This is a genomic window from Devosia beringensis, from assembly GCF_014926585.1.
In the GTDB taxonomy this organism is placed as follows: domain Bacteria; phylum Pseudomonadota; class Alphaproteobacteria; order Rhizobiales; family Devosiaceae; genus Devosia; species Devosia beringensis.
In genome coordinates, this window is sequence record NZ_CP045422.1 from 3,317,307 (window position 1) to 3,329,260 (window position 11,954).

Genomic DNA, 11,954 nt, shown 5'->3' on the forward strand with positions numbered 1-11,954 from the left:
TGAGAATACTGTTAATGACGGTCCTAGACCCGCACCACTAATCTGTGGCCACCTTGTGCAAGACCAAGTCGGCAATGGCGAGGGAGGCGGTCAAACCGGGGGACTCTATGCCGAAAAGGCACACGAGGCCGGGGGATCCATGGTCAGCAGGACCAAGAACGGCGAAGTCGGCGGCAGGTTCGCCGGGGCCAGAGAGCTTGGGACGAATACCGGCGAAAGCAGGTCGCAATTTGGTTGGATCGATGTCGGCCCATATCTGGCGAGCACCCGCAACGAATTTGGCGTGCCTGCTCGGATCGACGCGGTAGTCTATCTCGCTGATCCACTCCACATCTGGGCCGAAGCGGCTCCGGCCGGCGAGATCGAGGGTAAGATGTGTCCCAAGTCCACCTTGTTCGGGGATCGGGTAGATCAAGTGGTGGAATGGCAAGACGCTGGAATAACTGAAATAGACGCCGCGGGCGAGGTAGAGGGGCGGGACCGTCGCGGGGTCGAGCCCTTCTGTGTTGGCCGCAATATTCTGGGCGGCGAGGCCGCCGGAATTGATGACGATGTCTGCCGTGGCGGCTACTTCCGCGCTGCCGTCAACATAGATGGCCCATTGGCCATTCTTGCGGACAACCCGGGTAACTTTGGTGTTGCAGACCAGCTGAGCGCCATGGGCTTCGGCATCGGCCAGCAAAGCCATCATAAAGGCGTGAGAGTCTATGATGCCCGTCGAGGGCGAAAGCAGAGCCTCTTCGCACCGCAGGGCCGGTTCGATTTTACGGACCTCGTTAGCGCTGAGCCGCACCAGATCGGTGACACCGGCGCCCAAAGCGCTGGCGAGAATGCCATCGAGCTTGGGCGACTGGCTAGCATCGGCCGCAAAAATCAGCTTCTTGCAGTTGCTATGGGGCACATCACGGGTGGCGCAATAGGCGTAGAGCATTTCCTTGCCGACGACGCAGAGACGGGCCTTGAGGGAGCCTTGAGGATAGTAGATGCCAGCATGGATGACCTCGCTGTTGCGGGCGCTGGTCCAGGTGCCGAACGCGGGCTCGCCATCAAGGATGAACGTGTCGTGCCCGGCCATGGCCAGGGCGCGAGCCACGGCCAATCCGACGACGCCTGCGCCAATGACGATAGCGTTCACTGCCCTCAGCCTCCCCGCTTGCGCAGCTTGAGTGTGCGTAGGAGGTCCATTGCGACCGAACGGACACTGAACGGCAGGTTCATAGCGAGTTCATAGATGTGGAGCGTTGGGAATGTCGGCACCTCATTCTCATTCAGCACGGCCTTGGCCTCACCAAAGTCGTGGCGAACCGAACCGCGCTTGGTCTTGAGCAGGGCTAGCAGGCCATTGTCGATGGCGCGCTGGATGGAACGGCGGAAATAGCCATTGAACTGGGTCACTCCATCGGCAATGGTGGCTCGCTCCTCCGGGACTTGGGCGCGCTCGCGCAAGGTGGCGAAGACTCTGTCCATGACACGCTTGAGCGCTAATGCTTCGTCGACAGCGACGCGGAAATCCGGGTCCAGTTTGCCGGAAATAGAGCCGCCATGGACGCGCAGTTTCACCAGCACATTCTCATCGCAGATCACGCTGCCCCCGAGCGCTGTGATGGCATAGAGCACCCGGTCGGAGTGTCGCATATTGAAGATATCCTTGCCCACCGCCTGCAGGGCGACGGTGCGGAAGGCGACGCCTGTAAGGTTGGTGCGGAATGTCTTGGCGTCGGGCTTGAACATTTGCACCATGAACTCGGCCGCCGTGCTTCGATAGGGGGTGAGCGCGTCTAGCCGCAAGGGTTGGCCTTCTTGTGTGATCAGCTGGTGGCGTGAGCGGATGAGGGCCGCATCGGGGTTGGCGGCAATGTGGCGCGCTACGCTTGCGATATAATCTGGCTCAAGCAGGTCATCGTCGCAGAGATAGACCATCCACTCTGTGCGCACACGAGTCTGGAAGTCGGCGACCTTTTCGAGCATGCCGAGGGCAGGATTGTTGTGGATGTACCTGATCTTGGGCGAAGCGAAGGATTCGACAATTTTTCGGACAGAGTCATTCTCGGTGTCATCGTGAACGATCACCTCGAAATCCTGGTTGCTTTGAGCAAAGCAGGACGCTAGAGCGCCGCCGATATAGGCGGTGCGCCGATAGATCGGCATGCAGATGGTGATCAGCGGCGGGGCATTATCTCGCATGTGTCCTCGGAAAGCCTACATGACCGGCTCGGACGCAGCCAACAAGGGCCAGCTCCGATCCTTGTCCGAAATGGTACTGATCGGTGCCGGCCAGTGGAGGGCGAGGGCAGGGTCGTCATAACGCAACCCAATTTCGGCGCCGGGATGATATGGACTTGAGACGAGGTAGGAGACTTCGGCATCGTCCGACAAAGTCAGAAAGCCGTGTGCAAATCCGCGCGGCACAAACAATTCGCGAAAGTTGCGGGCGGTCAGTTCGAACCCTTCATGGCGCCGATACGTCGGAGAGTGAGGCCGCATGTCGATGATTATGTCGTGGATGGCGCCCTTGACGCATCGTATGAACTTATCCTCACCGTAGGGTTCCAGCTGCAAATGCATGCCGCGCAAAGTACCCTTTTTGGCGGAGATGGACATATTTTGCTGGACGAACGTGACGTCAATGCCGTGTGCCAGGAACTCGTCGCGACACATGGTGCGGGCAAACATTCCGCGGTCGTCAGCGCGTGGTTCGATGTCGATCAGCTTCGCGTCCTGCAGAGTGGTTTCATGAAAAATCATTTAAGCGAAAAACCGTTCCTGTTCGGCATACAGGGTGTCCACCAGGCGACCCTCGGGAAAGATGACATCTGAACGCCGGAGAGGTGCGTCACGCTCAAGTGGGCGGACGACGCGGCAACCCACTGCCAGACCGATCGGCAGCAGATCTTCGTTGCGAATAACCTCGATATTCTCGCATTCGCCATAGACGTGGTAGCCGCCCAGCTCGACTATTTCGTCTCCCGGATTGAGTGGTATCTTTGCCATTGCGATGACGCCAACTTCCGGGCGGACTGGCGCTAGCACCGCATCATTGAACAATACGGCGCGGGCGATCGAATAGGGCATCTCGAAGCTGCACAGATGGTAGGGCGTGTAGAAGCAATAGTAGGGGCCGGTACCCATCTTGTAGAGGTTCAGGCGATGGGTTTGAATGGGATCGTCGGCAGTGCCAATAACAAATATACCGGGGCCAGGTCGGGCGCCTACGACGTAGTCGACCAACCCCGGACCACCAGCTGCCAGATGCGCGTCAAGATACGGTGCGAAGGCCGCGATCGTGTCTTCGATTGGGACCAGTGGGGCGTAGGGATCGCCACCGGAGAAGTCGGGGCCCAGCATGCCGCGCTTGGCGACGCGCATGCCCGTGCCATTGGCCACAATGGCCTGTTCGAAGGAGACTTTGGTGCCATCCGCGAAGTTGGTAACCATCGCGGCCTTCTGGCCCCACTTTTTTGCATAGCCTTCTTGGGTGGTTGGGTTGCGGTATCGGTCGTGTAGACCCTTGATATTGCCGCACAGCACAGGTCTTACGCCCATGCCCTCAAGAAAGCGGTACATGTTCATCTCGACGCCGGGCTGGTCACCGTCCGAGAACGAATAAACCACGCCAGCCTTGTCTGCCTTTTGTTTCAGAATCGGGCCGACTGTGCCATCAGCTTCGGCATTCATGTGCACGATATGTTTGCCCGCCTCGATAGCGGCCAGCATGACCGCACTAGCATGCTCGATTGAGCCCGTGACTTCGCACAGCACATCGATGCCTTCGGCGCGCGCCATGGCAAAGGCGTCCTCGGTTACAACCGGAACGCCTTCGGCGATCGCGACCTCGATCTCGGACTGGCTATTGCACACCCGCGGCTCGCGACCAGCACTGCGATAAAGCTCCAAAGCAGGGTCGGCGCGGCGGCTCGCGATGACGCTGAGCTCCATGCCCGTGGTGAAGCTGAGCAACTGGCGAGCAACACCCGCAGCGATGAACCCTGCGCCGACCATACCGATGCGGATCGGGCGGCCCTCGGCTTGGCGCTTCTTTAGGGCTGTATCGACGATTATCATGGCATCACCATTCCTAATTAAAAATTCCGCTGAATCCAGAACGCTTGATCAGTCTGACCAGACTTTCCACGGAGCGCCCTTGGCCCAAGCGGCCTCGAGCACCTGGCGGTCCCGCAGCGAATCCATGCTCTGCCAGTAGCCGGCATGGTGGTAACTACGTAGCTTACCGCGATCGATCATGCGGTCCATGGGCTCTGCTTCCCAAGTCGTGGTGTCGCCATCAATCAGGTCAAACACCTCGGGCTCGCAAACGAAAAAACCGCCGTTGATGAGGCCGCCGTCAGCTGCGCCCTTCTCCCGGAAACCCTCGATGCGTGTCAGACTCAGATCAAGCTTAAGGGCTCCATAGCGGCCCGGCTGCGTCACAGCGGTCATAGTGCACCAGCCGTCGGACGCCTTGTGGGCGGCAATGAGCTTGGGGATGTCGACGTCGCTCAATCCATCGCCATAGGTGAGGCAAAAAGTTTCGCCATCAAGGTACTTGCGGGCCCTCTTGATGCGGCCGCCGGTCAGTGAATCGGCGCCAGTGTCAAGCACGGTAACGCGCCAGTCCTCGGTGCTGGCCTGAAGCCAATCAACGTGCCCGCTGCCCAGGTCGATAGTGAAATCGCTGCGACGGGAGCGCAGATTGAGAAAATACTCTCGGAGGAAATCGACCTTGTAGCCACCCAGGACGACGAAATCCTTGAGCCCGTAGTGGGCATACATCTTCATGATGTGCCACATGATCGGCATGCCGCCGATCTCGACCATGGGTTTGGGCCGGACCGCAGTTTCCTCGCTCAAGCGTGTGCCGTATCCTCCAGCAAGCAATGCAACTTTCATCGCCCGATCTCCATTAGCAGCTATGCTGCTTTGTGCATTTATACTTGCCCATAGAACTATCACAAAACATCGAAAATCGAACGGTGCAAATGGCGACGATGCAATCGAAGTTAATTTCAACGGTCCATTCGCATGGCGTGCCTGTTATCGGTGCAGGATTGGGTAGAACACGGGGTCCTCAAAGCTCTGAAAGTCGGCATCGGGCCCCTTGCCACGGAGCAGAAAGCCTGTACCCGCTCGCCGCGCGACGGCGCCGTCACGATCAGCACGGTCGCCTATCATGATCGCTTCGTCCGGTTCGTATCCCGTGCGTTGAAGTATAGCTTTAAGGCCTTTGGGATCGGGCTTCTGCACGGAGATGTCGGGATCGACGGCAGATACCACAATGTCGGCGGCCAGCCCCAAAGCTGCGAGCTTTTCTGTGGCACGATGATCAGACAAGATGCCAATCCGAATGTCGTTTTGGCGTAGCGCGTTGAATAGTTCAGCCGCGCCTGGGACACGATACCGGGCGATGAAGGGCAGGGGGCGGCTGTTGAACCAATCGTCCAGTAAAGCACGGATGGCTGCTTGGCTGCGATTGCTGGCGGCCGCCACGTCGGCAATGAGGGCGGACTCAAAATCGACCTGTTCGGCTTCGGCCAAACTCTCGCGGCGGCGGCGCAACCGAGAGATCACCTGTACCAACCCGAGATCGAGCCGCGTCGCCGCGTGCCAGCCGACCATCGTCGCCATACGCAAACGCATAGGAGCCGGGTCATAGAGGGTTCCGTCTATGTCAAAGACTGCGATACGGCAGTTGTCCCAGGGAGATGAATTCACGGCAGGGGGAGGTCCGGGAGGGTGTCGCGCACGAAGGCCGCAGCCTGTAGGAACGCCTGGTAGTTATTGTATCCAGCAAGGACAATCAGCGTTGTGATGACAATTCGCGCAACGTTGCGGAATTTGCCGAGGAAGCCGATCGCAGCAATGGTGAGCACATAAGGCGCTGTGTGCGCCAGGTAGAGGAAGGCGACGAAGCCGTAGACGGTATGGATAAAAATGAAGGCCGCGAGGATTATGGCGGAGGCAAATATCAACCGCCGTAGAGACACGTTGGCGTCGGTTGGCTTAAGCAAGGCCGCGACCGAAGAAATCGTGCCAGATACGAGGAGCAAGATCCAAAGCCCCAGTGCCAAAATGCCCGGCCAGTTGGACGGTACGAAATCGTCGGCAGTCATGCGCGTGCCATTCAGCCAAGTGTCGATCGTGCCCACGACAACGGGGCTGAACAACAGCACGAAGGGCCGCAGTATCATCGAGGAAACCTTGTAGTCTCCGATGAACTCGCCCTCTTTCCAGATATAGAAAACGTTGAAGAACAGTGATGCCTCGCCAAAGATGAAGTCCTGCAAGAGCGCGAGCGCCATTGCCGTCACAAGGACGGCCACGGAGATCAGAACTGGGACCTTGATATCTGACCAGATAGTGCGAAAATCCGATAGCCACCGCTTGAGCAGCGCAATCGGATGATCGAGCAGACCGTATACAATTGCCGTTGCAAGCAGGCCTGCAAACCAATTTGTGATGGTCATCGAAAGAGATGCAAGGCTTGCAAGACCGAGACCAAGATATCCGAGCCGTGTCTGCGGGCGACCAGAAATCGTGGCGTGAAGGGCGATCAGCAGCGTCGTCCCACCAAAGGTGAACGTCTCCGGCACAGTGTACCAGAACAGCATGGTTCCAGACACGAGAAACAACAGACAGATCAAGCTGCGGTCCAGTAAGCCCAGACCGATGCGGCCCAGCAACGTGAATAGCAGCACCACCGCAAATCCCGCATTGGATGCCTGAACCACGCGGACGGCTGTCATGGCATCGCCGACGAAGAGTCGGGCCAACGATGTCAACGGCCAAGTGATAAGTGAGAAAAGCGGATGCTTGTATAGGGTCCAGTGATGGTATTCACGGATCGTCATGTTCATAGCGACGATCCGCGTGTCCGAATCGAACCAAACGTCCTGGGATTGATCGGCCATTGAAAACAGACTTTGGTCGATCATGCCCGACAACACGAACGAAACCGCAACGGCTGCCGCAAAAAGCGCGGCCAAAACTATAGGGGAGAGACGCGTTGTCAAAATGGACCTCTAGCCGTGATGGGAGTGTTCGTGTTTCTAAGGAGAGAAAGTACGATTAAGGTTACTTGCACTTCGGGCAGGATTGATATGTCAGATAACGCTACTTCTGTTCCCACGCCACCTACAAACAAGAGCTAAGTTAACCGGGGTGTTGGCATGGATACGCTTAGTGAAGGTCTCGCCATGAAGCCGCTAGATACACCACAGGTGCTGACAGTCTCGCTTGAGCGAGACCTGCTGCCCAACGGCTTAATCATAGAGTCGGTGCTCGCTGCAATAGGTGGGCGTCCCGCGCAAGCGCCGGCGTTGTTGAAAGCGATGGTTACGGGGCATTTGAGCAACGTCCTGCTGCGTCAGGGCGACATGGAATTTGCCACCTTGCCGTGGCGCCAAGAGGCGTTGGACGAGTTACGGCTACACCGAGCAGCCGGAACACGGTTGATTCTGCTAGCGCAATGCGGGGCTGAAATGGCGCGGCGTGCAGTGGCGCACCTGGAACTGTTCGACGAGGTGGTCGGTGACGGCCAGGCGGCTCCGGCGACCGAGAGCTCGATCCGACAGTTGTCCCGACCGGTGCGGCCGCCGCCAATTCGTGATGCAGTTCGGGCGTTGCGACCACACCAATGGGTAAAGAACGTGCTTGTGTTCGTGCCGCTCATTGTGTCGGGTCAGTTTGACGACGTTTCCGGCTGGATATATTCCGTTCTGGCATTCGTCGCGTTCTCTTTGACGGCTTCGGCCATCTACTTGCTCAACGATCTAGCCGACCTTGAAGCGGACCGGATACATGCGCGGAAGCGCTTGAGACCGTTCGCGTCGGGCGTCCTGCCGGTGATGTGGGGATTGTGGATGGCTCCTGCGCTTCTATTTGCAGGTATAGGCACAGCCATCATGGCCAACGGTCTGCCTTATTTGGCGCTTTATGCCGTGCTATCAATCAGCTATTCGCTCGACCTTAAAAAGCGATCGTTATTCGACGTGTTCGCCTTGGCTGCGCTGTATACCGTACGCCTCTATGGCGGCGGTGAGATGTCGGGTCATTCGCCATCTGTTTGGCTGTTGGGTTTTTCAGTGTTTTTGTTCCTGGGTTTGGCGCTAATGAAGCGCATGGCCGAATTGGTGGGCACAAAGGCCGACAAATTGAAGCGTCGCGGCTACAAGCAAGCGGATCAACCACTGTTGATGGCGGCCGGCGTCGCCAGCAGCTTCTGTGCCTCGCTGGTGCTGGCGCTATACCTCGACAGTGACCAGGTTCAACTGATCTATTCCGTACCGTTCCGGCTGTGGCCCATCGTGCCACTAATGCTGTTCTGGCAATTGAAACTGTGGCACAAGACGCTACATGGGCGCATGACGGACGATCCGATCGTCTTTGCCGCCAAGGATCGCGTGTCTTGGATAGTTGGCGGTCTGATACTTGCCTGTTCCGTTTTCGCAGGTCTCCACTCCTAACTGGCAGTCAACATGACAATTCGTATATTTCTGCTGGTTCTGCTTAGCGTGACCATCAGCGCAGTCGCTCAAGTAGCCTTGAAACGTGGCATGAGTGGCCCGATCGTACAGCGGGCGCTGGACGGCAGTGAGCTCGTGCCAAAACTGATTGCAGTCGGCATGTCCCCAATGGTTTTCTTAGGGCTGGCGCTATACGCGGTTGGAGCAGTGGTGTGGCTACTGGTTCTAGCGAAAATCGACGTCAGTCAGGCCTACCCGTTTGTAGGCATCGGGTTTCTGATCACGTTGGGTTTTGGTGTTCTTCTACTTGGAGAAACCGTGACATTGGCCCGTATCATCGGCATTGCTTTCGTTTCAGTAGGTATCGTAGTGCTCAGCAGAAGCTGACATCGACGCCAATGCGCAATATTCTGTACCAGTTAAACTATTCATAGATATCTCCAGTCTAATTTTGGATCACCGACGTTTTGAGGTGGTTCCAAATGCAGCGCATACTGACTTTCCTGGCGGTTCTGACGCTGCTTTTTCCGGCAACCTTGCCCTCCTATGGTAGTGTAGGGCGCCTAGGGGCCACGCGGATGGTGCTCGAGGGGAGCTTCGATGCGCCCCTAGGCTATCAGCTGTTCTGCCTTACTAATCCGCGCCATTGCCGTGGTGGAGGAGCCAGTGAGGTCAACTACACTGATCGACTTGGCGAAATGCTCCAGCGGGTTAATTCCACCATCAATGGGGTAATACGTCCGCGCAACGAAGCTAAGGATGTTTGGTCGATCGGCGTCAGCCAGGGCGACTGTGAAGAATACGCGCTGGCCAAGCGCGCCGAACTTGTTCGGCTTGGCTTGCCTGCCAGTGCCGTGCGGATCGCAATGGCCAAAACCCGCAGCGGCCAGGGCCATGCGGTTGTTGTGGTTCGGACCAATGCGGGTGACCTCGTCCTGGACAATCTCAGAGCGCAAGTCAGCAACTGGGATGAAACTGACCTGCGCTGGGTAGCCATGGCTAGTTCCAACGGGCGGGCCTGGCAGCACATTCTCTGATTGTCGAATTCAAGCCAAGACGAGTACGTGCGTTTCTTGAGGTTTGATTGAACGGCAGCGCTATAGTGCCCCGGTTCCGCGGGCGTCCAGGCCGCTTGAGCGTGCTTGCCGCCTGCATCATCTAGAGCATGAAGTCTGGACTTGGGACGACCGGCTGACGCCAATATGCGCGACGTCTGCGGCGCCATTCCATTACCATCGGGTGATGGCGCCCCCTCGAAATCGCAAGGGCAAGACACGACAGCTTTGGACACCATCTGAACTCGGCCGATACCTGACATTGCATCAGCGGCCCCGACGTCCTATCCCTTGAGTGGATAACACTCGACGAGTCCAATTTAACGCGCTGATGCCAAGTCCCGAAGCGATATGACGACGACTGAAACTTCAAGGAGTTGCAGGCACGAAAAGCCCGTTGGACAGACCGATCCGGCGGTCATCGACCCTCAATTGGTTATCGTGCTTAGCGAGTACGGATATTCCCGGAGGACGTGCGCAATTCACCGCTGGACAATATAGTAGCCGTGTTCGATGCTGGCCGTCTGGCCGTCTGGCCGTCTGGCCGTCTGGCCGTCTGGCCGTCTGGCCGTCTGGCCGTCTGGCCGTCTGACCGTCTGGCCGTCTGGCCGTCTGGCCGTCTGGTCGTCTGGCCGTCTGGTCGCTAAGCATGAGGCCTTTGACGGCTGTGTAACAGGCCCGTTCCAAATTCTGTGCCGTCGGTGCCTGCAGTATTGTCATGTTGTGGAATGCGTACATGGGTCGCGTAGGTTTCGTATGGGTCGCGTAGGTGAAGCGGGTCCGGTAACAACCGACCGACGCAAAACTGATGTTTTGATGTTCGGATTGCGGACCGTTGGCAGCGGGCAGGGTGGTGTTGAAAACCATGTTGACAACCTCGTACGTGAGCTCGATGAGCTTGGTCTTTCTGTCCTGGTAGTCATCCGATCAAGTTATGGCAGTGAGCCCTGGGTTCGCGGGCGGGCTACCAGATTTGTACCCATTTGGTCCCCCCGTGGCGAGTATCTGGAGGCAGTGGTTCATAGCCTGCTGGCCAGTCTCTATGCCATCATCGTGCGTCCGAGGATTGTGCATGTGCATGCCATCGGGCCCAGCTTGATGGTGCCGCTGCTGAGACTTGCGGGCCTCAAGGTAGTCACGACGCACCATGGTGAGGATTACAATCGTGAAAAATGGGGTCTGGTGGCCTCTGCCGCACTTCGGCTCGGCGAATATTGCCAAGCTCGTTTCGCCAATGCGCGCCTTTGCGTATCCCGTAGCCTGGCGAAACGACTACAAAGCAAGTTTGATAGCCCGTTTGCCTATGTACCAAATGGCGTTCGGCCGATGCAGCCGGTTCCCGATACAGATCAATTGGCACGATTTGGCCTCCTGCCCGGCGAGTATGTGCTGACGGTAAGTCGGCTCGTGCCGGAGAAGCGGCACCTTGACCTGATCGCCGCGTTTGACGGTCTGCAGCGACCGGACCTGCGACTGGCAATTGTCGGCGGTGCTGACTACGAAACCCCATATTCCAGATCCGTTCAGGAACATGCAAGCGCAGTGCCAAATGTCATCATGACAGGGCTATTAACCGGGACGGCGCTGCAGCAGATGTTCAGTCATGCCGGGGTATTTGCCTTGCCGTCGACGCATGAGGGCCTTCCCATTGCCTTGCTTGAGGCCATGGCCTTCCATCGCAACGTCGTTGCCAGCGACATAGCGCCGAACCTGGATATTGGTCTGCCGATCGAATGCTATCACAAAGTGGGGGATATCGAGGATCTTCGTTGCAAGCTTGAAGCAGCGCTGTTGAACGACAGCTATGCCCATGTAGGCAGGGACTGGTCTTCGTTGCTGGCAGACTTTGATTGGACCGCCATCGCCCGCAAAACCATGGAGTTCTACGTCAACGTCAGCCCGGCGATTAAATCCGTAATTCAGTAGGACCAGGGCCAAAGAGACAGCCTGAGAAGTGCCGTGTACCGTACTTGGTGGAGATGACCAGAGTGAGATGGTCCGGAACCAGTTGGAGCGCTCTTCCAATCTTTGTCAGTCCCGCAGCATTACGCGCTTGCTCTTGCCCAAGTTCCCGTTACGCGACGGAGGGGCGTATTGTACTGCTGAACGACCGTGAAAACGGTGCCGGCAAGATCGTTGGTCAGTCTATATGTTCAGTGGGGCCCGAAAATGCGCAGGTTAAGGTCGGCGGACGTGGCGGCAAGACCACGGATATGTGCGACAAGCCAAAGACTTTGGCACTAAATAACAGGCGACTCCGGTTGGCATCACGTTGGAATCGGCACCTTATCGAGCGATGGTACACTTGCCACCTTATCGGTGGTGCCCGGCCGAGGCGGAAATGTCTGGAAGCTATGTTAAGTGACACGCGCCAAAGCGTAATCATGCGTTTCAATATGCATGAAAAGACTACTTCCAAGACCTACCAATGCAATGTACC

The 11,954-nt window shown here is 57.4% G+C and carries 11 protein-coding genes; 4 read left to right on the forward strand and 7 right to left on the reverse strand.

Annotated features, from left to right (window positions below):
- Positions 1-37: 37 nt before the first annotated feature.
- The 7 genes from GDR53_RS16170 to GDR53_RS16200 form a co-directional block, all read right to left on the reverse strand.
- Complete coding sequence (locus tag GDR53_RS16170; RefSeq protein WP_332872354.1) at positions 38-1,135, reverse strand: NAD(P)/FAD-dependent oxidoreductase; 1,098 nt, start codon at positions 1,133-1,135, stop codon at positions 38-40.
- A 5-nt stretch (positions 1,136-1,140) separates the two neighbouring features.
- Positions 1,141-2,148, reverse strand: a complete 1,008-nt coding sequence (locus tag GDR53_RS16175; RefSeq protein ID WP_193335480.1) for a glycosyltransferase family 2 protein — start codon at positions 2,146-2,148, stop codon at positions 1,141-1,143.
- A 51-nt stretch (positions 2,149-2,199) separates the two neighbouring features.
- Positions 2,200-2,745 (reverse strand): dTDP-4-dehydrorhamnose 3,5-epimerase, encoded by a 546-nt coding sequence (gene rfbC / locus GDR53_RS16180; protein WP_193335481.1) that lies wholly within the window; start codon positions 2,743-2,745, stop codon positions 2,200-2,202.
- Positions 2,746-4,062 (reverse strand): NAD(P)H-dependent oxidoreductase, encoded by a 1,317-nt coding sequence (locus GDR53_RS16185; RefSeq protein WP_193335482.1) that lies wholly within the window; start codon positions 4,060-4,062, stop codon positions 2,746-2,748. It abuts the gene before it with no gap.
- Between the two features lie 48 nt (positions 4,063-4,110).
- Positions 4,111-4,887 carry a glucose-1-phosphate cytidylyltransferase gene (gene rfbF, locus GDR53_RS16190; protein WP_193335483.1) on the reverse strand — a complete coding sequence of 259 codons (777 nt, stop codon included), beginning with the start codon at positions 4,885-4,887 and terminating at the stop codon, positions 4,111-4,113.
- A 144-nt stretch (positions 4,888-5,031) separates the two neighbouring features.
- Entirely contained in the window at positions 5,032-5,622 is a 591-nt protein-coding gene (locus tag GDR53_RS16195; protein WP_232846648.1) for an HAD family hydrolase, read from the reverse strand.
- 83 nt (positions 5,623-5,705) lie between these two features.
- Positions 5,706-7,007, reverse strand: a complete 1,302-nt coding sequence (locus GDR53_RS16200) for a hypothetical protein (RefSeq protein WP_193335485.1) — start codon at positions 7,005-7,007, stop codon at positions 5,706-5,708.
- A gap of 156 nt (positions 7,008-7,163) precedes the next feature.
- Between GDR53_RS16200 and GDR53_RS16205 the strand changes: the two genes are divergently transcribed.
- The 4 genes from GDR53_RS16205 to GDR53_RS16220 all read left to right on the forward strand — a co-directional run bounded on the left by GDR53_RS16205 (position 7,164) and on the right by GDR53_RS16220 (position 11,440).
- On the forward strand, positions 7,164-8,459 hold the full coding sequence (locus tag GDR53_RS16205) for a UbiA family prenyltransferase (protein ID WP_193335486.1): 1,296 nt from the start codon (positions 7,164-7,166) through the stop codon (positions 8,457-8,459).
- A gap of 12 nt (positions 8,460-8,471) precedes the next feature.
- Entirely contained in the window at positions 8,472-8,846 is a 375-nt protein-coding gene (locus GDR53_RS16210; protein ID WP_193335487.1) for an EamA family transporter, read from the forward strand.
- Between the two features lie 95 nt (positions 8,847-8,941).
- Positions 8,942-9,496 carry a transglutaminase-like cysteine peptidase gene (locus GDR53_RS16215; protein ID WP_193335488.1) on the forward strand — a complete coding sequence of 185 codons (555 nt, stop codon included), beginning with the start codon at positions 8,942-8,944 and terminating at the stop codon, positions 9,494-9,496.
- 834 nt (positions 9,497-10,330) lie between these two features.
- Positions 10,331-11,440, forward strand: a complete 1,110-nt coding sequence (locus tag GDR53_RS16220) for a glycosyltransferase family 4 protein (protein ID WP_193335489.1) — start codon at positions 10,331-10,333, stop codon at positions 11,438-11,440.
- Positions 11,441-11,954 lie beyond the last annotated feature (514 nt).

What these genes read in the sequence shown, in the direction of transcription:
- GDR53_RS16215 (WP_193335488.1), top strand. Translation starts at nt 8,942, where the DNA reads ATGCAGCGCATACTGACTTTCCTGGCGGTTCTGACGCTGCTTTTTCCG.
- GDR53_RS16185 (WP_193335482.1), bottom strand. Translation starts at nt 4,062, where the DNA reads ATGATAATCGTCGATACAGCCCTAAAGAAGCGCCAAGCCGAGGGCCGC.
- GDR53_RS16195 (WP_232846648.1), bottom strand. Translation starts at nt 5,622, where the DNA reads ATGGCGACGATGGTCGGCTGGCACGCGGCGACGCGGCTCGATCTCGGG.
- GDR53_RS16220 (WP_193335489.1), top strand. Translation starts at nt 10,331, where the DNA reads ATGTTCGGATTGCGGACCGTTGGCAGCGGGCAGGGTGGTGTTGAAAAC.
- rfbC (WP_193335481.1), bottom strand. Translation starts at nt 2,745, where the DNA reads ATGATTTTTCATGAAACCACTCTGCAGGACGCGAAGCTGATCGACATC.
- GDR53_RS16210 (WP_193335487.1), top strand. Translation starts at nt 8,472, where the DNA reads ATGACAATTCGTATATTTCTGCTGGTTCTGCTTAGCGTGACCATCAGC.
- GDR53_RS16205 (WP_193335486.1), top strand. Translation starts at nt 7,164, where the DNA reads ATGGATACGCTTAGTGAAGGTCTCGCCATGAAGCCGCTAGATACACCA.
- GDR53_RS16175 (WP_193335480.1), bottom strand. Translation starts at nt 2,148, where the DNA reads ATGCCGATCTATCGGCGCACCGCCTATATCGGCGGCGCTCTAGCGTCC.
- rfbF (WP_193335483.1), bottom strand. Translation starts at nt 4,887, where the DNA reads ATGAAAGTTGCATTGCTTGCTGGAGGATACGGCACACGCTTGAGCGAG.